The sequence below is a fragment of the Comamonas sp. MYb396 genome (genome assembly GCF_037479555.1).
In the GTDB taxonomy this organism is placed as follows: Bacteria; Pseudomonadota; Gammaproteobacteria; order Burkholderiales; family Burkholderiaceae_C; genus Comamonas.
The window spans coordinates 497,331-518,706 of sequence record NZ_JBBGYU010000003.1; the positions used below are offsets into that span (position 1 = coordinate 497,331).

The following is a 21,376-nucleotide window of genomic DNA, read 5'->3' on the forward strand; positions in this document are numbered from 1 at the left end:
CTCAGAGTGCGCCCTCGGGTACTGATTCGGTGGCCGGGACAACGGCGTCGATCATCTTGTTGAATTCGGCTTCGACCTTCTTGGCGAAGTCATGCTGCATTTGGTACACGTCGACGAACTCGACAAAGGCCCAACGGCCGTAAGCGCCCAGGTTGTTGACGCCAGGCACCCAGTAGGTGTCCATGGTCAGTTTCTTGTCTTTGGCATCTTCGCCACGGTAGCCCTTGATCTCAACAATGAGTTTCAAAAGGTTGTCAGGACCGTGGCCGTCGTCGATCTGCACAATGAAGTCGGGCCGGTACTTGCGCGTCTCCGAGCCGTAGCGGTACGGCACCTCCAGGCCCAGGTTGTGGTTTTTGACGTAGGCCACCACGCGCGGGTGTCGTTCAACCACACGGCAGAACTCTGCCTCCCAGTCGCTATCAAGAATCACCCAGTTCACATGGCACTTGGGTGGCGGGCCGTTGGTCTCCCAGCGTTCAGTCTTCGAGGTGTTGAAGTTGACGAATCGGGTGGTGCCGGTGGCGTTGTACGGGTCCAGGACCGCCTTGATGGGTCGCATATTGCCTTGCTCGGCCTTGGTGATGGCCGCAGTTATGCGGTTGCAGGCCTCGTCGGCCAGCTCCTGGTACATCAGCTGTGCGGGGTAGGTGTCGCCCTTGCAGGTCAGACAGGTGTCCAGCCATTCCTTGGTGATGCGCTTGAGCTGGCCGAACAAGTGCAGCTTGGGTTCGTCACCGGGGTCGCGCCAATGGTTTATCAACAGACGCTTAGTGAGGTGCATCAGCAAAGTGGAGTGCCGCATGTCAGCCAAATGGTCCAGGCTGAGGTCAACAGTTTCACCGATGATGCCGGCATTCTGTGTAATCGATGGGCCGACCAAGTCAGGCGTTAGCACCAGCACAGAATCTGTGGTGAACTCAGCCATTAGACGCTCATCGGGCAACTCGACCCGGTAGCCCTGCACGCGAGGGAATTGAATCTCTAACGCGGCGCGGTCTTGCTGTGCCCGGACCTGCACTGTCTCACGTGGCGGCTGGGGCTTGGAGATCACCGGCTTGGCAGTGAAGTCAAACGGGATGCCGAGCACGTCGGCATATTCGACGTTGAACAGGCCTTCCTCGTTCAGATCGTAGGACTGACGGCGGAGGGCGCGGCCAATCACCTGCTCGCAAAGCAGTTGCGTGCCAAAGGCACGAACGCCCAGCACGTGAGTGACAGTGTTGGCATCCCAGCCTTCGGTAAGCATAGACACAGAGACGACGCAGCGAATCGAGTCACCCAATCGGCCCGCCTTGCCCACGGTGTTCATCACTTCGCGCAGCAGGCGAGCGTCATCAAAGTCTTTGCCGGAACGAAGTTCATCGGCCAAGGCACCGCCACGCTCGAATACTTCTTGCTTGAACTGTTCGATCTCTGGTCCTGCGGCGGCACGGAAGCTTTCGTCCAGTGCGTCACCAGACTCCAGCTGTTCGCTGTCGATCAGCAGCGTTCGAGGACGGCCGAAGGGGTTGCCGTATTCGTCGGTGTTGCGGAACAGTTCAAGCCGCCCAGCGACGGGCTTGGAGCTGCCATCCTCGTTCTCACGGTTGAAGCCGGAGATGAAGTCGTAGACCAGTTTGGACGTGGACGTGTTGTTGCATACCACGATGAAGCAAGGCGGCACCTTGATGCCAGCGGCTTGCCACAAGTCGAAGGTCTTCTTGTAATGACCATACAGGGCCTCAAGCGCCGTTTGCAGCTCAACCGGCAGACTCAAAGGGTCAAGTGACTTCGCAGCGCCTCGCCCCTTCTTGGGCATGCGGGTGCGGATGTGCTCCCACAGGTTGCGGAACTTCGGCATCTCGCCCCCGGGGATGTTGTCCGCCACAGGCACACGAGGCAGCTTGACGATGCCGCACTCGATGGCGTCCATCAGCGAAAAGTCGCTCATGGTCCAGGGGAACAAGGCGCCTTCAACGTAACCGGACCCAGCGAGGAAGAACGGTGTAGCCGACAGGTCAACCACCTTGGCGACGCCCAACTTGCGGTTGACGGCCTCCAAGCCAGTGATCCACATGCGCGCGGCTTCGTTGTTCTCGTCGGCTTCTTTCTTCTCGTCACCCTTCAGCGCCTCCAGTTCGGCGTCAGGCTTTTCGCGGTAGCAGTGGTGGGCCTCGTCATTGATGACCAGCACATTGGTCATGCCCATCAAGTCAGGCATGACACGTTGGAGCATCTGGCCCTCCGTTTCGAGGGTGTTCAGTTCATTGCCGCCACGGCCTTGCAGCAAGAGACGCCCACCTTTGGACAGCTCAATGCGCTCACGTAGTTTAAAGGCGTGGTAGTTGGTGATGACGATCTTGGCCCGGTTCAGATCGTCCAGCATGTCGCTGGGCACCAACTCGCGGCTGGCGTAATAACTTTCAGGGTCGTTGGGCTGCAGGACCCGCAAGCGGTCTTTGATGGTTAGGCCTGGTGCAACGACCAGAAAGCCGCGCGTGAACTTCTTGCTACCAGGACGGCGCACAGCATTGACGGTCTGCCAGGCGATGATCATCGCCATCACTGTAGTCTTGCCTGCGCCGGTCGCAAGCTTCAGGGCCAACCGCATCAACTCGGGGTTGGCGTCGTTGCTTGCATTAGCAAGGTGGTCCAAGAAGACCTGCCCAAGCTTGCCCATCTGCGGCGCCACCTCGGTCAACCAGATTACTGTCTCGACGGCCTCCACTTGGCAGAAGAATGGGCGGATGTTGTTGAATGAGTGATGTCGCCAGTGTTGCAGCAGACGCGCAGTTTCGGGAGTGACCCGCCAGTCAGTTGGGTTCTTGAGTGCACGCCACTTGTCCACTTCTTGCCGTACCGAGTTGATGACAGCCGTATGGTCGTATGCCTGCTTCTGAGTGGACAGTTCACCATTAAACAAAAAAACATCTTGTTTAGCCGTGCTCTTTTGCTTCTTGGCTTTGGGGATTGGAGTTATGAACTCAGCAAGGCGACGCGAATCCTCAACCCGCTGCGTAGGTTGCCCGGTTCCATCAAGCTCCCAATGCCGGCTGGGATACTCGTAAGGTGAGTTGAGAATTGGTTTATCAAAAAACTGGTTCGACATGTAATTCCCACATACTATTTCCCAATCTTCACCACCCTGATAGCGACGAGAAAAACTTACTAAATTAATAGAATTATCCATTATGCAGGGCGGCTGATTTGGGCCACTAAGTCTGAATTCAGAATTTTTTCAATCGGATTCGATTGCCAAGAAGTGCTCACCGTAAGGACTATCGACAAGGCGCATTGACGGCAAAGCCGTCAGACCCTCCAGCCGGTGAACCTTCCCCCCCAACACCCCCGCATAGCCTCCACAAACACCCGCACCTTAGGCAGCACCTGCCGCCGCGCCGGGTACACCGCCCATACCGCCAGCTCCTTGGGCTGTGCATCCTCCAGCGCAATGGCGACCAGGCGGCCTGACTGCAGATATTCCGCCGTGTAACAGCTCGACAGCAGCGCAATGCCGGCGCCGGCCATGCAGCGTCGTGGATGCCTTCGATGCAGTTGACGGTGAGGCGGCCGGCTACGCGCAGGGTGCGCTCCTGTTGGTCGGTTTGGAAGGTCCAGGGTTGCAGTTCGGTGGTGGTGACGCACTGGTGCTGGGCCAGATCGCTCAGTACGCGGGGCTCGGGGTGTTGGGCCAAGTATCTGGGGGTGGCGCAGAGCATGCGGCGTTTGCTGTCCAGCGCGGTGGCAACCAGGCTGGAGTCGCGCGACTTGTCGATGCCCATGTCCCCAACGGGTCAACCCTCGGCTATCCCCCACCGCACCCAGGTTTGAATATAGGACTACGCTGTACCTCGTTCCTGCAACCTGTCGATGCAGCCGCGCTGCGCATGCTCTGCCGCTGCGCGCATCACTTGCGGCGCATTGACCCAACAGACACCCACCCATGCAAAGAACCACCGACCCTTCGCTGACCACGCCAACCCCCGCCAGCAACCCCGCCCCCTCGCAGCTGTTCCAGCCCCTCACCCTGTCCCAGCTCACCCTCCCCAACCGCATCGTCATCGCCCCGATGTGCCAGTACTCGGCGCAAGAGGGCAATGCCAATGACTGGCATTTGATGCACTACGGCAGCCTGGCGGTATCGGGCGCGGGCATGCTGGTGCTGGAGGCCACGGCGGTGTCGGCGGTGGGGCGCATTACCGATAAGGACCTGGGCATCTATTCCGCTGACAACCAGCAGGCGCTGGGGCGGCTGATGGGGTCGCTGCGCAAGCTCTCGGCGATTCCGGTCGCTATCCAGCTGGCCCATGCGGGCCGCAAGGCGTCCAGCCACCTGCCTTGGGAAGGCGCTGCGCAGATTGCGCCCGATGCGCCCCGGGGCTGGGTGGCGCAGGCGCCTTCAGCCATTGCCCATGGGGCGGGCGAGGTGCCGCCGGCCGAGATGACCCTTGCCGAGCTGGCAGAGGTGAAGGATGCGTTTGTGGCAGCGGCCAAGGCGGCCGATGCGCTGGGCATCGATGGCATCGAGATCCACATGGCCCATGGCTATTTGCTGCATGAGTTCCTCTCGCCCCTGTCCAACACCCGCAGCGACGCCTACGGCGGCAGCCTGGAGAACCGCCTGCGCTACCCGCTGGAGGTGTTTGCCGCTGTGCGCGCGGCCGTGCCTGCTGCCAAGCCGGTGTGGGTGCGTATCTCGGCTTCGGATTGGGCGTCGGGCGGCTGGGATATCGATGGTTCGATCGCCCTGGCGCAGGGGCTGAAGGCGCTGGGTTGCAGCGCCATCCATGTGTCCTCGGGGGGGCTGTCGACCGCCCAGCAGATCCCCGTGCAGCCGGGCTACCAGGTGGGCTTTGCCGAGGCCATCAAACAGGCCACGGGCCTGACCACCATTGCCGTCGGTTTGGTGACCGAGCCTGCGCAGGCTGAGCACATTGTGGCCTCGGGCCAGGCCGATGCCGTCGCCATTGGCCGCGCTGCCTTGTACGACCCGCGCTGGCCCTGGCATGCGGCCGCCAGCCTGGGCGCGCAGGTGGATGCACCACGCCAGTACTGGCGCAGCCAGCCGCGGGAGTTCAGCAAGCTCTTCCGTGGCGCAGCGGTAGGCGTGCGCTAAACACGTTCTGTAAACACCGAGGGCGGCGGCCGCCAAAGCCGCTAAGCTATGCGGATGCCCGCTCGCCCTCCTGCTTTTGCTCCCCCGCCCTCTCCGCCCGCAGCCGATCGCCGCGCCCGCGCGGTGTTGGGCCAGCTCAGCGATATGGATTTGCGGCTGCTGCAGGTCTTCAAGAGCGTGGTGGAGTGCGGGGGCATGTCGGCGGCCGAGCTGGAACTCAATATCGGCACATCGACCTTGAGCCGCCACATGAAGGACCTGGAGACCCGCCTGGGCATGGTGCTGTGCCGGCGCGGGCGCGCGGGCTTTGCGCTGACGCCGGAAGGCCACCAGGTCTACGAGGCCACCTTGCAGCTGCTCGGCGGCGTCGATCTGTTCCGCAGCCGCATTGACGATATCCACGCCCGCATGGGCGGCAATCTGGAGATCGCCATCTTCGACAAGACGGTGAGCAACCCGCAGGCCCAGATCCACCGCGCGATTGCACAGTTCCACGGCCAGGCGCCGGATGTGAACCTGCAGCTGCATGTCAGCTCGATCAATGCCATTGAGCGCGGCCTGATGGATGGGCGCTTTCATGTGGGCATCATCCCGGCGCACCGCAGCTCGGCCAGCCTGGTCTACCGCGATCTGTTTGCCGAGAACATGCAGCTGTACTGCGCCGCCGGCCATGACCTGTGGGAGCAGGCGCATGAAGACCTGGACTGGGAGCAGCTGCGCAGCTACCCCTTTGCCGGCCTGGGCTACCACTCGCCCAATATGGAGCTGAGCCACAGCGTGCGCCTGCCGCGTGCGGCCACCGGGTTTGACCAGGAGTCGATTGCCACCTTGATTTTGTCCGGGTGTTTTTTGGGATTTCTGCCGGACCACTATGCCGCCAGTTTTGAAAACCAAGGTTTGATGCGGGCTGTGCGGCCAGAACGCTTCCAATACCGCTGCCAATTCGTGGCCATGTGGCGCTTATCGCCCGCGCCGAGCCGCGTGGCGCAGGCCTTCATCGACTGCCTTCTCAACGCCCACACAGCACTTGACTAAGTTGCTATGAAATTAACTTATCCACAGAAACCGGCTTCCCGGTGTGCATTTCTTCTCTAGAGGGAGATTGCAGGGAGTTTCTCGCGCAACGACGGCAACATTGCACAAAATTATCCACAGGCGCCAAGTCGGAGAATCCTGACAAGTACAGCGATCCGACCGGCCGCTGTAGCGGGCCCGGACAACGCACCCGCATCCTGCGCCCGCCACCGCGCCTGCGCGACTGCCCCTGCCGCACCACGGACATGCCAGCGCCGGGCCTGGGCGGTTCGGCGCTACCATCGCTACCGTAACGACCACCCTGGATTGCCCCGTGCCCAAGCCTGCGCCCCCTGCCACTCCCCAGCGCCCCAGCCCGCCCGGCGCAGCCAAGCCTGCCGCCGCCAAGGCCCGGGCCACGATTGCCGATGTGGCGCTGGCGGCCCAGGTCTCCAAGGCCACGGTCTCGCGCTACCTCAATGGCCGCACCGACATCCTCACCCCCGACATGGCCAAGCGCGTGCAGGAGGCCATTGCCAGCCTGCAGTACCGGCCCAGCCCGATGGCGCAGGCGCTCAAGCATGGCCGCACGCGCCTCATCGGCCTGGCGGTGGCCGATGTGACCAACCCCTTCTCGGTGGCGGTGCTGCAGGGCGCAGAAAAGGCCTGCCAGGCCGCTGGCTACCTGCTGGTGCTGTTCAACCTGGGCAATGAGGCCGGGCGCGAGCGCGATGCCATGCATGCGCTGTCGGCCTACCAGCTCGACGGCATGATCCTCAACCGCGTGGACACCAGCGCCCAGCTCTGGCAGGACGCACAGCTGCACGGCAAGCCCATCGTGCTGGTGGACCGCTTCCAGGAAGGCATGGACGCCGATTTTGTGACCGTGGACAACCCCGGCGTGATCCAGATCGCGATGGACCACCTGCAGCAGCAAGGCTTTGACGAAGTGCTGCTGGTGACCGAGCCGATTGCCGATGTCAGCTCGCGCACCGCACGCCAGCAAGCCTTTGCCCGCTACCTGCAAGGCCAAGGCAGCACCGGGCGCGGCAAGCCGGCGGCCATGCAGGGCAGCGTGTGGGAAAGCACCCCGCACAACACCAGCGCCTTACAGCAGCACCTGCAGCGATGGCGCGATCAGGCGCAGCAAGCGGGCCGCCACCCCGCCGTGCTGGCCGGCAATGCCGTGGCCAGCCTGCGCGTGGCCACCGCCGTGCATGCGCTGGGCTGGGTGCCCGGGCGGGAGCTGGGCATCATCGGCGTGGACGAGACCGACTGGGCTGCGCTGGTGGGCCCGGGCCTGAGCACCGTGGCCCAGCCCACCGATGCGCTGGGCCAGGCGGCAGCTACGTGCCTCATCGAGCGCATCCAGGGCCTGCAAAGCCCCGCCCGCACAGTCGAGTTACCAGGCACCATCATTGTGCGCGGCTCGACAAAATCCCCAAACCATTGATTCACAACCACTAAAAACAGCGTTACGCACCAAACTAGGGCAAACCCTAGTAATCGTTCCGTAACCTTGCGCTAAACTGCGGCGCTACTGAAACCGGTTTCAAAAGCGCCGCATCGCCATGAACTACACGTTCCAATTCGACCAGGTCCTGGCAGCCTGGCCGCAGCTATTGCAAGGCACCTGGGTGACCATCCAGCTGTCTTTTCTTGCCATGGTCATCGGCCTGGCCGTCGCCATCGTCTGCGCCTGGGGCAAGACCTCGGGCCCTGCGCCGCTGCGCTTTGTCATCAATGCCTACATTGAGCTGATCCGCAACACGCCCTTTTTGGTGCAGTTGTTTTTCTTCTTCTTTGCGCTGCCGGCCATCGGCCTGCGCTGGTCGCCCCAAACCGCCGCGCTGGTGGCCATGGTGGTCAACCTGGGCGCCTATGCGACCGAGATCATACGCGCCGGTATCGAATCCATCCCCAAGGGCCAGATCGAGGCCGGCCTGGCGCTGGATCTAAAGCGTTGGGAAATCTTCCGCTTTGTGATCCTCAAGCCCGCGCTCAAGACCATCTACCCGGCGCTGACCAGCCAGTTCATCCTGCTGATGCTCAGCTCGGCCGTGGTGTCGGTGATCTCGGCCGACGACCTGACCTCGGTGGCCGCCAACATCCAGTCCGAGACCTTCCGCAGCTTTGAGGTCTACATCGTCGTGGCTGCCATCTACCTGCTGCTGTCGCTGGCCTTCAACCTGCTGTTCAAGCTCATCTACCAGATGGCCTTGAACTACCCAGACCGTCGCTGAACTCGGAGAACAAGAAATGCGTACTTTTGGTTGGCCCGAGTTGTGGTTCATCGTGGAAGCGGCCAAGTGGACCGTGGCCCTGTCCCTGATCGCCTTTATCGGCGGCGCCCTGGTGGGCCTGGTGATTGCGCTGTCGCGCACCTCCGAGAACGGCTTGGCACGCGGCATTGCCACCGCCTTTACCCAGATTTTTCAGGGCACGCCGCTGCTGCTGCAGCTGTTCCTGGTGTTCTTTGGCGCGCCCATTCTGGGCTTTGAGATCAACCCCTGGGTGGCAGCCGCTGCTGCGCTGATTCTGAACAGCGGCGCGTTCCTCGGTGAGATCTGGCGCGGCTGTATCCAGGCGGTGCCACGCGGCCAGTGGGAAGCAGCCGAGGCCTTGTCGCTATCCTACTTCTGGCGCATGCGCGCCGTTGTGTTGCCCCAGGCGATGAAGATTGCCGTGGCCCCCACCGTGGGCTACCTGGTGCAGATCATCAAGGGCACGTCGCTGGCCGCCATCATCGGCTTTACCGAGATCACGCGCGCCGGCCAGATCATCAACAACGCCACCTTCCAGCCGATGCTGGTGTTCGGTGTCGTCGGTGCCGTTTACTTCATCCTGTGCTGGCCGCTGTCCCTCTGGGCGGGCCGCCTTGAGAAGCGCCAAGCCAGATGAACACCCCCCTGAGTCGCTTACGCGCCTTCCCCCCAGGGGGACGACGCCCTTGCTGCGGGGCGGCCCTTGCTCGGCGTCCCGCCGATGGGCCCTGCTGCAACGACGCCAGTGCTTCTTACGTTTGGCCTGTTTAATCCCTTTCCCTTCTTGCTGCGTTATTAAACCCTTAGGAGACATGAGCATGCAGATTTCCCGCCGCACTTTCACCTCCGCTGCTGCCGCCCTGGCTGCCAGCGCCCTGTTGCCCCTGACCGCATCGGCCCAGTCGCTGGCCGATCTGAAGAAAAAGGGCAAGATTACGATCGGCATGCTGGTGGACTTCCCGCCCTACGGCATCCTGAACGGCAGCAACCAGCCTGACGGCTACGACGCCGACGTGGCCAAGCTGCTGGCCAAGGAATGGGGCGTGACCGCCGAGATCGTGCCCGTGACGGGCCCCAACCGCATCCCCTTCCTGCTGACCAACAAGGTCGACATGCTGATCGCCTCGCTGGCCATCACGCCCGAGCGCGCCAAGCAGGTGCTGTTCTCCAAGCCTTACTCGGCCGCATCGATCGTGCTGTACGGCGCCACCAAGACGGCCATCAAGGGCCCGGAAAATCTCAAGGGCCTGCGCGTGGGCGTGGCACGTGCCTCCACCCAGGACGTGGCCGTCACCAAGGCTGCACCAGAAGGCACGCAAATCCGCCGCTTTGACGACGACGCATCGGCCATGCAGGCGCTGCTGTCTGGCCAGGTCGATGCCATCGGCTGCTCGGTGACCGTGGCTGCCCAGATCGCCAAGCGCGCGCCTGCCGGCCAGTTCGAGAACAAGTTCCAGCTGCTGCAGCAGAACATGGCCGTCGCGCTGCGCCCCGGCCAGGACGAAGTGGCAGAAGCCGTGAACGCCTTTATCGCCAAGAACACCGCCAATGGTGAGCTGAACAAGCTGTACCAAAAGTGGTTGGGCGCCGACCTGCCGAAGCTGGACTAACCCTAGAACGGGCTACCCCCTGAGGCGCTGCGCGCCTTCCCCCTGGAAGGGGGACGACAGCACCGCTGCGGGGCGGCCCTTGCTGGCTGTCTCTTAGCTCGGGCATGCCAGTGTTGCAATCATCTTAAAAAACGACTGCTTTATGACGACCCCCTCGCAAGCACCCATCATTCGCCTCCAAGGCGTCGAGAAATGGTATGGCAACTTCCAGGTGCTGACCGATATCAACCTCGACGTGCGTGCCGGCGAGCGTATCGTCATCTGCGGGCCTTCGGGCTCGGGCAAGTCCACGATGATCCGCTGCATCAACCGGCTCGAAGCCATCCAGAAGGGCCAGATCACCGTGGACGGCACGGACCTGACGGGTGACAGCAAGGCGATCGACACCATCCGCAAGGAAGTGGGCATGGTGTTCCAGCAGTTCAACCTGTTCCCGCACCTGACGATTGTCGAGAACTGCATGCTGGCGCCAATGCGCTCGCGCGGCCTGAGCAAGGCCGAGGCGCAGGAGCGCGCGATGCACTACCTGACGCGGGTGCGCATTCCGGACCAGGCGGACAAGTACCCCAGCCAGCTGTCGGGCGGCCAGCAGCAGCGCGTAGCGATTGCCCGCGCGCTGTGCATGGCCCCCAAGATCATGCTGTTTGACGAGCCCACCTCGGCCCTCGACCCCGAGATGGTCAAGGAAGTGCTGGACACCATGATCGGCCTCGCCGAAGACGGCATGACCATGCTCTGCGTGACCCATGAAATGGGCTTTGCCCGCAGCGTGGCCGACCGCGTGATCTTCATGGCCGACGGCAAGATCATCGAGCAAGGCCCACCGGCTGCGTTCTTTGACAACCCGCAGCACCCCAAGACCCAGCAGTTCCTGGGCCAGATCCTGAGTAATCACTAACACCCCCTGAGGCGCTTCGCGCCGTCCCTGAGCTGCGGGGCGGTGCGGCCGGCGAGGCCCTTGCTCGGTGTGCGCCGATGGGCCGCGCCAGTTTTTGAGAACGTGCGAAGTTACTGCAGATTGTTTGCTCACTTATCAATAGCTGTCAACGCTTGGTATACGGGCGTAAGCGGCCAAAAAATACGAAAACCATGGCCTTGTCTTTGCAAAACGCGGGCTCGCCCGCGCTGATCTCCCTCACCTCGTTTGGCAATGCCGAAGTGCGCCGCCACGGCCAGCTCTACTTTGCCCAGCTCTCGCACCGCGCAGGTGCCAATGGCTATGAAGTGCGCGAAGAGCTGCTGCTGAACCCCGCCGAAGAGCTGCCCGCGCTGGCCGCCTATGGCCGCGCGCACCAGCTGGACCTGGTCTACTCCTGCCCCCAGCCGCTGTTTGCGATGGACGGCAGCCTGAACACCGCCGCCGTGCAACACGCGATTGCCGCCACCCATAGCTTGGGCGCCACCTGGCTCAAGATGTCGATCGGCGGCTTTGCCAGCCAATCGGTCGCGCATTCGGCCCAGGGCTTTGCGGCGCTCAAGAGCGCCATCGATGGCGCGGGCCTCACCTTGCTGATCGAGAACGACCAGACCACGGCCGCCGGCACCATGCAGGCACTGCAGCGCTTTTTTGCCGCTGCCGATGCCGCCGGCCTGAACTTGCCGATGACCTTTGACATGGGCAACTGGCACTACCTGGGCGAATGCGCGCTGCAAGCAGCGCAGCTGTTTGGCAGCCGCGTGGCCTATGTGCATGCCAAGGGCGTGCAACGCCTGCCCGCCAAATGGGTGGCCGTGCCGCTGGCCGAATCGGCAGCGGCCTGGCGCGCCATTTTGCGCGCGCTGCCCAGCGACGCGCCCCGCGCCATCGAGTACCCGCTGATCGGCGACGACCTGGTCGCCGTCACCCAGCAGGAGCTGGCCGTGCTGCGCGACGCCACGGCACTGCAGGCCAAGGCCTCCTGATCAGCTCCCAACAAACCAACAGCCAACAGCACCCAAGAGAGACACGGCCATGACCACCAAGACCTTTGATGTCGCCACCTTTGGCGAAGCGATGATGCTGCTGATTGCCGACCGCGCCGGCCCGCTGGAGAACGCCGAGTTCTTTACCAAGCGCATTGCAGGCGCCGAGATCAATGTGGCCACCGGCATGGCACGCCTGGGCTTCAACACCCACTGGGCCAGCCGCCTGGGTGCCGATTCGATGGCGCGCTACCTGATCAACCAGATGAAGAGCGAAGGCGTGCACTGCGAACATGTGGTGCTGAACCCGGCGCAAAAGACCGGCTTCCAGATCAAGGGCCGCAGCGATGATGGCAGCGACCCGCAGGTGGAATACCACCGCAAGGGCTCGGCCGCCAGCCTGATGACCCCCGCCGACATCGACGAGCCCTGGCTGGCCTCGGCCCGCCACCTGCACGCCACCGGCGTGTTTGCCGCGATCTCGCAGACCAGCCTGGCCACTGCCCAGCGCACACTGCAAATTGCCCGCGCTGCTGGCAGCACCATCTCCTTCGATCCCAACCTGCGCCCCACTCTGTGGCAGGACGAGGCCACGATGCGCCGCGAGATCAATGCGCTGGCTGCGGGCGCGGACTGGGTCTTTCCCGGCCTGGCCGAAGGTGAGCTGCTGACCGGCCACAAGACACCCCAAGCAGTGGCCCGTTTCTACCGCGACCAGGGCGCAAGCCTGGTCGTCGTCAAGCTCGGCGAAGAAGGTGCCTACTACGATGACGCCCAGGCCGGCACCGGCTATGTGGCCGGCTGCCCGGTCGAGAAGGTGGTGGACACCGTGGGCGCCGGCGACGCCTTTGCCGTGGGCGTTATCAGCGGCCTGCTCGACGGCCGCTCGGTGGCCGATGCCGTCAAGCGCGGCTGCTGGATTGGCGCGCTGCAGGTGCAGGTGCTGGGCGACTCCGAAGGCTTGCCGACCCGCGAGGCTTTGACCGCCGCTGGCTATTGATTTCAACGCATCCAGGAGCAGCCATGAGCAGCACCCGCCACCAGATTTTGGTTTTTCGTGAACTGCCCGAGGACCAACTGGCCCGCCTGCAAGCCGCGCATGACGTGACCGTGGCCAACCCGCGTGTGGCCGCGCAGCGCGATGCGTTTTTTGCAGCGCTGCCCCTGGCCCAGGCGCTGATCGGGTCGAGCTACCCGATCACCGATGCGCTGCTCGATGAAGCTCCGCAGCTGCGGGTGATCTCCAGCATCTCGGTGGGCGTGGACAACTACCCGCTGGCATCGCTGCGCGAGCGCGGCATTGCGCTGTGCCACACGCCTGGCGTGCTGACGGAGACGACGGCCGACACCATCTTTGCGCTGCTGATGGCCACCAGCCGCCGCATTCCGGAGCTGGCAATGTATGTGCGCTCGGGCCAGTGGCAGCGCAATATTGGCGAAGACCTGTTCGGCTGGGATGTGCATGGCAAGACCGTGGGCATTCTGGGCATGGGCCGCATCGGCATGGCACTGGCACGGCGCGCGGCGCTGGGCTTTGGCATGCGCGTGCTCTACAACAACCGCAGCGTCGTGCCCGAGAGCGAGCTGGGCGCCCTCGCCGGCCAGGTGCATTATGTGGCGCGCGATGCGCTGCTGCGCGAGGCAGATTTTGTCGTCTCCGTCGTGCCATCGACCCCCGAAACCAAGCACCTGCTGGGCGCCGACGCCTTTGCGATGATGAAGCCCAGCGCCATCGTCATCAACGGCTCGCGCGGCGCGATCGTCGACGAGGCTGCGTTGCTGCATGCGCTCGACACCGACCAGATCCGCGCCGCCGGCCTGGATGTGTTTGCCACCGAGCCGCTGCCAATCGAATCGCCCCTGCGCACCCATGCCAAGGTGGTGGCGCTGCCGCATATCGGATCGGCCACGCACGAGACCCGCCACGCGATGGCCGAGATGGCGACCAGCAACCTGCTGCAGGTGCTGGCGGGTGAGAAACCAGCGGGTGGGTTTGATCTGAGCCAGGCCTGAGCTGAGGGAGACGGGCCAAGCGCAGGAGCGCCCGCATAATGGCCGCTCGGCATTCTGGTGTCTAGCACGGCGCCAGCGGCCACCCACTTTCTCGTCTTGTCTCCTGACTGCGGCATGCCTTCGACTCTCCAGGTTCTCTCCCTCGCCTCCCCATCCGCTGGCTACCGCCGCATCCGCTTTGCCGGCGCGCAGCTGGCGCCCTTTTGCCAGCACGACAACATCCACTGCCGCCTGGTTTTTCCATCGCCGCAACGCGACGGCGCCAGCAGCACACGCGTCTACACCGTCCGCGCCTTCGATGCCGATGCGCAATGGCTGGAAATTGATTTTTTGCTGCATGCCGATGCCGGCCCGGGTGCCTGCTGGGCCCAGCAGGCGCAGGTCGGCGACTGTGTCGAAATTCTCAAGCCCGGCGGCCGCACGGCCCGCATGGCCGACTGGATGGTGCTGGCCGGTGACGACAGCGCGCTGCCCGCGCTGGCCCGCATTGCAGAACAGCTGCCCGCCAGCACACGCGGCCATGTGGTTTGCGAAATAGCGGACCCGCAGGACGCGATCGATATCCGCCTGCCAGCCGGCATGCAGTGGCATTGGCTGTACCGCGCAGGCGCAGCTGCAGCCAGCGGCCAGCAGCTGCAGCGGTCCGTCCAAGCGTTGGATTGGACCGCCGCACAAGCCACCGAAGGCGCGAGCCGCTTTTTGTGGGTAGGCGCCGAATTTGCCACCGCGCAGGCGCTGCGCGCCTGGGCCGTAGACAGCCTGGGGCTGGGCAAGCAGGAGCAGCTGATCGTGGCCTACTGGCGCCGGGGCATGAGCGAGAACGAGCTGCGCGCGCCCAAGCCCGAGCTGGAAAAAACCTAGGCCCTGTTTTTAGATTTCCGCCGAGCGCGAAATATGCCGGCGCAGCAGCGCCGCGGCATAGTCGGCATCGCCTTCCTTGAGCGCCTTCAGAATGCCCAGGTGGTCGGTGCAGGCCTGGCGGATATGCTGCTCACTCAGGTGGCTGAAATGCGCAAACTCCGAGATCTTGCGCAGCGAGTTCTGCCGGCGCACCGACTCGATCAAAAAGCGGTTGCGCGACCAGGACACCAGGGTTTCATGAAAATTCGCATTGGCCTTGAACCACACATCCTGGCGCAACTGCTCGACCGGCATCTGCAAGATATCTGACTGCTCGCGGAACAGCTGCTGCAGCTGTTCGGGGTCGGGCGCAAAGCCGGCCATCTTCAGCGCGCCGCACTCGACGATCAAGCGAAAGTCATAGCTCTCATGCACGGCCTGGGGGTTGTCCAGGCTCTCGGTAAAGCGCCAGCCGTGGCCGGGCAGGCGCTCGGTCAGGCCCTCGGCGGCAAAGCGCATCAGCACGCGGCGCACGGCGCCCCGGGTCACGCCAAACAGCTCCACCAGCTGCGCCTCGGAGACTTCGCCGGCCAGCTGGCCGCTGGCGCGGTGGTTCATGATCTGGCTGTACAGCGCCTCGGCTTCAGAAGGGGGCACCAGCTGCTCCAGCGCATCATCGCCATCGGGCACGCGTTCGACCCGAAAACCCCGGCCCGGGTGGTAGGCCACCAGGCCCTGGGCGGTCAGCAGCATCAGCGCCTGGCGCACCGGCGTGCGCGAGACCTTGAGCTCATTGGCCAGGTGCAGGTCGGAGATGCGGTCGCCCACGCGCCAGCGGCCACCATGCATCAGCGCCGTCAGCTGGCGCGCGACGTCGATCTGCAAAGAACTCAGCGATTGCTTCAAACCGATTCTCCCCTGGGTAGTGCTGCTGCGGCCCGCGCCTGCGCAATCCGGTGGCAATGGCGGCGGCGCGCAGCATCTTGTTTTTGCCGGCCAGCCCCGAGCATACGCGCCAGGCTTCCCGTCTTGGCAGCATCCTTCATCGTAGTTTCCCTAAGTTTTGTTTGATTCTATAAAAAACAAATTGACAGTCAATGACCAGGAAATTAATGTATTAAAAGTTCACAAAACACAAAAGGAAAAAGATGTCGCCGTTTCCACTCGTCACGCTGTCTGGCGCCCCCCAAGCCCGAGGGCGCCAGTATGGCGCGGCGCTCAAAGACCGCATTGCCCGCAGCGCAGCCCTGTACGGCGGCGCGCTGGAGAAGTACGGCATCAGTGCCGCACACAAGGCCGCGCTGATCGCCGAGTACGCCCAGAAGATCGCCGCCTTTGACGAGAACTACCTCGAAGAAATGCGCGGCATTGCCGAGGGCTCGGGCGTCGCGCTGGACGACATCGTGATGATCAACGCCCGCACCGAAGTGGTGGCTCTGGCGCGCGCCCAGTCCACCAAGCCGGTCGATGACGAGCTGGACGACGGCTGCACCGGCGCCATGCTGCTGCCCGAGCGCAGCGCCTCGGGCAACCTGATCCATGGCCAGAACTGGGACTGGCGCGCCGAATGCGCCGAGACCGGCGTGGTGCTGCGCGTGCGCCAGGACCATGGCCCCGACTACCTGACCTTTGTCGAAGCCGGCGGCCTGGCCCGCAGCGGCCTCAACGCCGCAGGCATCTCGATCACCGCCAACTACCTCGAGTGCGAGCGCGACTACACCAAGCTGGGCATTCCGCTGGGCCTGATCCGCCGCAAGGTGCTGGAGCAGGAACACTTTGCGCTGGCCGCCAAGGCCGTGGCCACCACGCCCAAGTCCTGCTCCAACAACATCATGGTGGCATCGGCCGCGGGCTTTGGCATTGACTTTGAATGCGCGCCTGACGAGGCCTTTCCGCTCTACCCTGAGGACGGCATGATCGTGCACGCCAACCACTGGGTCAGCCCCGTGGCGCTGGCCAAGCTGCGCGACACCGGCATCCCCCATGTGCCCGAGAGCTTTTACCGCGACTGGCGGGTGCGCAAGATCCTGCAGGAGCAAGGCCGCCTGCTGACGCGCGAATCGCTGAAGAAGGCGCTGTTTGACGACTTCCTCTCGCCCTACGCGGTCTGCCGCCCACCGCGCCCCGCCGATGGCGGCAACCTGACCGCCACCGTCGCGATGATCGTCATGGAGCCGGCGCTGGGCATCATGGAGATTGCACCGCTGCCGGCCATCAACCGCCAGTTCACCACCTACCGCCTGCATGGCGATGGCGCGGCTGAACCGTCTGCCGCCGCCGCTGCGGCGCTGGAGCACTGAGCGCCATGTGGAAATTCGCTGCCACCCGCATCGGCATGGCGATTCCGACCTTGGTGATCGTGGCACTGGCCGTCTTCATTCTGGTGCGCCTGATCCCCGGTGACCCGGCAGCGCTGATGCTGGGTGATTCGGCCGATGCCGCATCGCTGGCGGCCCTGCGCGAGCAGCTGGGCCTCAACGCCAGCCTGCCCACGCAGTTCCTGGTCTGGTCCGGCCATGTGCTGCAGGGCGACCTGGGCCAGTCCATCTCCAACCGCCAACCCGTCGCCGCGCTGATCTGGGAGCGCTTTGCCGTCAGCGCCCAGATCGTGCTGCCTGCCGTGCTGCTGGCCACGCTGGTCGCCGTGCCGCTGGGCATGTTGGCCGCCTGGCGCCAGGGCCGCATCACCGACCTGGCCCTGGTCGCCACCGCCACCTTGCTGCTGTCGCTGCCCGCGTTCTGGATGGGGCTGCTGCTGTTGATGTTCTTTGCGCTCAAGCTGGGCTGGTTTCCGGTGGTCGGCTTTGTCGCCTTTGGCGAGAACCCGCAGCAGGCGCTGCTCTACCTGGTGCTGCCGATCACCACCTTGCTGCTCCATGAGATCGGCGTGATCCTGCGCATGACCCGCGCCTCCACGCTGGAGGTGCTGCACCTGGACTACATCACCCATGCCCGCGCCAAGGGCCTGAGCGAGATGACGGTGATGCTGCGCCATGCCTTCAAAAGTTCCTTTGGCCCGACCTGGACCCTGCTGGGCCTGATCCTGGGCAACCTGCTCGCCGGCGTGGCGGTGATTGAGACCGTGTTCACCATTCCGGGCCTCGGCCGTCTGCTGGTCGATGCGATCTTTGCCCGCGACTACCCGCTGATCCAGGGCTGCCTGCTCTTCATCGCCAGCATCTATGTCCTGGTGAACCTCTTTGTGGACCTGCTCTACCCCATCTTTGACCCCAGGGTGGCCGCATCATGAACCGCCGCTCCCTCTCCTTCTGGCTGGGCGCTGGCCTGGTCTCCGTGGTGGTCGTCGTGGCCTTGCTGGCCACGTTCTGGACGCCGTATGACCCGCTCAAGCTCGACTTCAAGACCCGCCTGGCAGCGCCCGGCTGGCAGCACTGGATGGGCACCGACGAGCTGGGCCGCGATGTACTCAGCCGCCTGATGCGCGGCACCGCTACCAGCATCCGCATCAGCCTGAGCACCGTGTTTCTGGCCACCTTCTTTGGTGTGCTGATCGGCGCGCTCAGCGGCTACCTGCGCGGCTGGCCCGACCGCATTCTGATGGCCATCAACGATGCGCTGCTGGCCTTCCCGGGCCTGTTGATGGCGCTGGGCCTGCTGGCGGTGTTTGGCGCCAGCACCACCGGCATCATCATCGCACTGGCACTGGCCTATGCGTCATCGGTGGTGCGGGTGGTGCGCGGCACCGTGCTGGGCCTGCGCGAGCGTGATTTTGTGCGCGCCTCGCGCGTCATGGGCAACTCCGAAACCTACACCCTGCTGCGCCATGTGCTGCCCAATTGCATTGCACCGGTGATCGTCATGGCCACCTCGATGTGCGGCTGGATCATCCTGGCCGAGAGCTCGCTGAGCTTTCTGGGCCTGGGCGTGGCGCCCCCCGCACCCACCTGGGGCAACATGCTGGCGGGCAGCCGCTCCTATGTCAGCCAGGCGGCCTGGCTGGCGATTTTCCCGGGGCTGGCGATCTCGCTGGCACTGCTGGGCATCAACCTGCTCGGTGACGCGCTGCGCGACCGGCTCGACCCACGCATGCGGAGGCGCGTATGACCACATCCCCTGCCTTGCTGCAGATCCAGAACCTGAGCCTCTCGGCCGGCGCCGGCAAACTGGTGGTGCGCGATGCATCCTTGCAGCTGGCCGCTGGCGAGATTGTTGGCATCGTCGGCGAATCGGGCTCGGGCAAGACCATGCTCAGCCGCGCCGTGATGCGGCTCACGCCCCATGCCATCAGCCGCAGTGGCGGCGACATCCTGCTCGACGGCCAGTCGCTCTACGCGATGAACGAGCGCCAGCTGCGCGCTGTGCGTGGCCCGCGCGTGGCCATGGTGTTCCAGGAGCCGATGACCTCGCTCACCCCCACCCTGAGCATTGGCGAGCAGCTGCTCGAAGGCCTGCGCATGCACCTGCCCCAGGCGCGCGATGAGCACATGCCGCGCATCCACGCGATGCTGGAGCGCGTCGGCCTGCGTGACACCCAGCGCATCCTGAGCGCGTTTCCGCATGAGTTCTCGGGCGGCATGCGCCAGCGCATCATGATCGCCTCGGCCATGCTGCTGCGCCCGGCGCTGCTGATTGCCGACGAGCCCACCACGGCGCTGGATGCGGTGGTGCAGCGCGAGGTGATGGAGATGATGCTGGAGCTGACGCGCGAGAACGGCACCGCCGTGCTGCTGATCAGCCATGACCTGCCGATGGTGGCCCGCTACGCCGACCGCATGGTGGTGATGAAGCAGGGCGACATTGTGGAAACCGGCCCCACTGCCCAGGTGCTGGCCGCCCCCGCGCATGACTACACGCGCCAGCTGCTGCGCACCCTGCCCCAGCGCCGCGCACCGCGCCAGATCGACCGCAGGGCGCCGCTGATGTCGGCCCGCGACCTGGTGCTGGAGTTTGGCGGCCGCCAGCGCTGGTTCCGCAAGGGGGCACCAGCGCGTGTGCTCAAGGGCATCAGCCTGGATATCTTCCCCGGCGAGGTGGTGGCCGTGGTCGGCGAATCGGGCTCGGGCAAGACCACCCTGGGCATGATCCTGTCGGGCCTGCTGCAGCCCACCAGCGGCAGCCTGCGCTACAAGGGCCAGCCCTTGCTGCCGGGCAGCCCGGGCTTCAAGGACTACCGCTACAACTGCCAGATGGTCTTCCAGGACCCCTACTCCTCACTCGACCCGCGCATGACGGTGCAGGCCCTGGTGGCCGAGGCGCTGCGCATGGCAGAGGGCCTGAGCGCCAGCGACAAGCGCGAGCGCGTGCAGCAAGCGCTGGCCGATGTGGGGCTGGGCGGCGATTTTGCGATGCGCTACCCGCATGAGCTCTCGGGCGGCCAGCGCCAGCGCGTGGCCATTGCCCGCGTGCTGGTGCGGCGCCCGGCACTGATGATTGCCGACGAGGCGGTCTCTGCGCTCGATGTGACGGTGCGCGCCCAGGTGCTGGACCTGCTGGCCGAGCTGCAGCAGCGCTATGGCTTCTCGTGCCTTTTCATCAGCCACGACCTGGGCGTGGTCGAGCAGATTGCCGACCGGGTCATCGTCGTGCAGGGCGGCCTGATTGCCGAGCAGGGCACGCGCGACGCCGTGTTTGACCAGCCGCAGAACCCCTATACGCGCCAGCTGCTCGATGCCATCCCGATGCTGCAGGCGACGCCCGATGGCGGCGTGCATCTGCGCTGGCGCCATGCCGAAGGCCGGGCCAACGCCTCTGCGGACGGCGCTGCCTGCCCTGCCTAAAAATTAAGCAACCTTTCAGGAGTCTTCTATGTCATCCCCTCCCGCCCGCCAGGGCCACGGTATCAAGCTCAGCTATTACGACTTTGGCGCCACCACCTTTTTTGCCAGCCAGTTCGACCAGCGCTTCAGCTACTGCCTCTATGTGCCCAAAAACTACAGCGAGAGCGAGGACAAGCGCTATGACCTGGCAGTGATCGTGCACGGCACGGGCCGCACCGCCAGCCAGTACCGCGACCGCTTTGCCGACTTTGCCGACCGCAATGACTGCATCGTGCTGGCGCCGCTCTTCCCCGCCGGCATTGGCGTGGCGGGCGACCTGGCCAACTACAAGCGCATTCTTTTCCATGGCATCCGCTATGACCAGGTGTTGCTGTCCATGGTCGACGAGGTGGCGGCCAAGTACCGCCTGCGCAGCCAGCGCTTTTTGATGTATGGCTTCTCGGGTGGCGGCCAGTTCTGCCAGCGCTTTTTCCTGCTGCACCCCGAGCGCCTGCAGGCCGTCTCGATCGGCGCGCCGGGCGTGGTCACCCTGCTCAACACCGACTACGACTGGTGGGTGGGCGTGCGCGACATCGAGCAGCGCTTTGGCCGCAGCCTCAACCTGGCCGCGATGCGCGAGGTAGCCGTGCAGACCATCATCGGCACGGCCGACACCGCCACCTGGGAGATCACCATTCCGCGCGACAGCGCGCTGTGGATGGATGGTGCCCAGCTGCAGGGCGACAACCGCATCGAGCGCATCACCGCGCTGGCCGACAGCTTTGCCGCGCATGGCATCCGCGTGCAGCGCGACACCGTGCCCGGCATTGCGCACGAGCCCTTCAGGGTCATCGAGCCGGTCGAGGCCTTCTTGCAGCAGTGCCTGCGCGCGCCGCAGGCCGCCCCGGTTTAAGCCCC

General features: G+C 64.4%; 19 protein-coding genes and 1 pseudogene. 16 read left to right on the forward strand and 4 right to left on the reverse strand.

All coding sequences use genetic code 11. The features are described 5' to 3' along the window. Position 1 precedes the first annotated feature (1 nt). From WH265_RS09960 to WH265_RS24235, 3 genes and pseudogenes are all read right to left on the reverse strand, one after another. Positions 2 to 3,091: a BPTD_3080 family restriction endonuclease gene (locus tag WH265_RS09960; RefSeq protein ID WP_339558168.1), complete on the reverse strand. Its 3,090-nt coding sequence runs from the start codon at positions 3,089 to 3,091 to the stop codon at positions 2 to 4. 200 nt (positions 3,092 to 3,291) lie between these two features. Then, positions 3,292 to 3,510: a LysR substrate-binding domain-containing protein gene (locus tag WH265_RS24230; protein ID WP_445228507.1), complete on the reverse strand. Its 219-nt coding sequence runs from the start codon at positions 3,508 to 3,510 to the stop codon at positions 3,292 to 3,294. A 14-nt stretch (positions 3,511 to 3,524) separates the two neighbouring features. After that, a pseudogene (locus tag WH265_RS24235) lies at positions 3,525 to 3,764 on the reverse strand (LysR substrate-binding domain-containing protein); the annotation flags it as partial. Between the two features lie 161 nt (positions 3,765 to 3,925). Between WH265_RS24235 and WH265_RS09965 the strand changes: the two are divergent. From WH265_RS09965 to WH265_RS10015, 11 genes are all read left to right on the forward strand, one after another. Further along, positions 3,926 to 5,098: an NADH:flavin oxidoreductase/NADH oxidase gene (locus tag WH265_RS09965; RefSeq protein WP_339558169.1), complete on the forward strand. Its 1,173-nt coding sequence runs from the start codon at positions 3,926 to 3,928 to the stop codon at positions 5,096 to 5,098. A gap of 48 nt (positions 5,099 to 5,146) precedes the next feature. Beyond that, complete coding sequence (locus WH265_RS09970; RefSeq protein ID WP_445228508.1) at positions 5,147 to 6,133, forward strand: LysR family transcriptional regulator; 987 nt, start codon at positions 5,147 to 5,149, stop codon at positions 6,131 to 6,133. A 313-nt stretch (positions 6,134 to 6,446) separates the two neighbouring features. Continuing rightward, positions 6,447 to 7,565: a LacI family DNA-binding transcriptional regulator gene (locus tag WH265_RS09975; RefSeq protein WP_339558170.1), complete on the forward strand. Its 1,119-nt coding sequence runs from the start codon at positions 6,447 to 6,449 to the stop codon at positions 7,563 to 7,565. A 118-nt stretch (positions 7,566 to 7,683) separates the two neighbouring features. Then, positions 7,684 to 8,355, forward strand: coding sequence for an amino acid ABC transporter permease (locus WH265_RS09980; protein WP_116925379.1), 672 nt, complete (start codon positions 7,684 to 7,686; stop codon positions 8,353 to 8,355). Between the two features lie 16 nt (positions 8,356 to 8,371). Further along, entirely contained in the window at positions 8,372 to 9,013 is a 642-nt protein-coding gene (locus WH265_RS09985; RefSeq protein WP_116925378.1) for an amino acid ABC transporter permease, read from the forward strand. Between the two features lie 181 nt (positions 9,014 to 9,194). Then, entirely contained in the window at positions 9,195 to 9,986 is a 792-nt protein-coding gene (locus tag WH265_RS09990; RefSeq protein ID WP_373604931.1) for a transporter substrate-binding domain-containing protein, read from the forward strand. A gap of 142 nt (positions 9,987 to 10,128) precedes the next feature. After that, the gene (locus tag WH265_RS09995; RefSeq protein WP_021027999.1) at positions 10,129 to 10,884 is read left to right on the forward strand and encodes an amino acid ABC transporter ATP-binding protein; all 756 of its coding nucleotides are present in this window, start codon (positions 10,129 to 10,131) and stop codon (positions 10,882 to 10,884) included. Positions 10,885 to 11,075: 191 nt separating this feature from the next. Next, positions 11,076 to 11,888 (forward strand): sugar phosphate isomerase/epimerase family protein, encoded by an 813-nt coding sequence (locus WH265_RS10000; protein ID WP_339558171.1) that lies wholly within the window; start codon positions 11,076 to 11,078, stop codon positions 11,886 to 11,888. 49 nt (positions 11,889 to 11,937) lie between these two features. After that, positions 11,938 to 12,888 (forward strand): sugar kinase, encoded by a 951-nt coding sequence (locus WH265_RS10005; protein ID WP_339558173.1) that lies wholly within the window; start codon positions 11,938 to 11,940, stop codon positions 12,886 to 12,888. Positions 12,889 to 12,911: 23 nt separating this feature from the next. Next, positions 12,912 to 13,901: a 2-hydroxyacid dehydrogenase gene (locus WH265_RS10010; protein WP_339558174.1), complete on the forward strand. Its 990-nt coding sequence runs from the start codon at positions 12,912 to 12,914 to the stop codon at positions 13,899 to 13,901. Positions 13,902 to 14,015: 114 nt separating this feature from the next. Beyond that, positions 14,016 to 14,762 (forward strand): siderophore-interacting protein, encoded by a 747-nt coding sequence (locus WH265_RS10015; protein ID WP_339558175.1) that lies wholly within the window; start codon positions 14,016 to 14,018, stop codon positions 14,760 to 14,762. A gap of 9 nt (positions 14,763 to 14,771) precedes the next feature. Here the strand turns inward: WH265_RS10015 and WH265_RS10020 are convergent, their stop codons facing one another. Next, positions 14,772 to 15,647 (reverse strand): GntR family transcriptional regulator, encoded by an 876-nt coding sequence (locus WH265_RS10020; protein WP_339536726.1) that lies wholly within the window; start codon positions 15,645 to 15,647, stop codon positions 14,772 to 14,774. Between the two features lie 242 nt (positions 15,648 to 15,889). On the opposite strand from WH265_RS10020, the gene WH265_RS10025 reads away from it, so the two are divergent. Genes WH265_RS10025 through WH265_RS10045 form a run of 5 tightly spaced genes read left to right on the forward strand, consistent with a single transcriptional unit; the run spans position 15,890 to position 21,371 of the window. Beyond that, positions 15,890 to 17,041 (forward strand): C45 family autoproteolytic acyltransferase/hydolase, encoded by a 1,152-nt coding sequence (locus WH265_RS10025; RefSeq protein WP_116925372.1) that lies wholly within the window; start codon positions 15,890 to 15,892, stop codon positions 17,039 to 17,041. Between the two features lie 5 nt (positions 17,042 to 17,046). Further along, positions 17,047 to 17,991, forward strand: coding sequence for an ABC transporter permease (locus tag WH265_RS10030; protein WP_339558176.1), 945 nt, complete (start codon positions 17,047 to 17,049; stop codon positions 17,989 to 17,991). Continuing rightward, a complete protein-coding gene (locus WH265_RS10035) occupies positions 17,988 to 18,806 on the forward strand; it encodes an ABC transporter permease (RefSeq protein WP_021027991.1) in 819 nt (272 codons plus the stop codon). The genes WH265_RS10030 and WH265_RS10035 overlap by 4 nt, the downstream gene beginning before the upstream one ends. Beyond that, positions 18,803 to 20,479 (forward strand): ABC transporter ATP-binding protein, encoded by a 1,677-nt coding sequence (locus WH265_RS10040; RefSeq protein ID WP_339558177.1) that lies wholly within the window; start codon positions 18,803 to 18,805, stop codon positions 20,477 to 20,479. The genes WH265_RS10035 and WH265_RS10040 overlap by 4 nt, the downstream gene beginning before the upstream one ends. A 28-nt stretch (positions 20,480 to 20,507) precedes the next feature. Next, positions 20,508 to 21,371 (forward strand): alpha/beta hydrolase, encoded by an 864-nt coding sequence (locus WH265_RS10045; protein WP_339558178.1) that lies wholly within the window; start codon positions 20,508 to 20,510, stop codon positions 21,369 to 21,371. Positions 21,372 to 21,376: the final 5 nt, after the last annotated feature.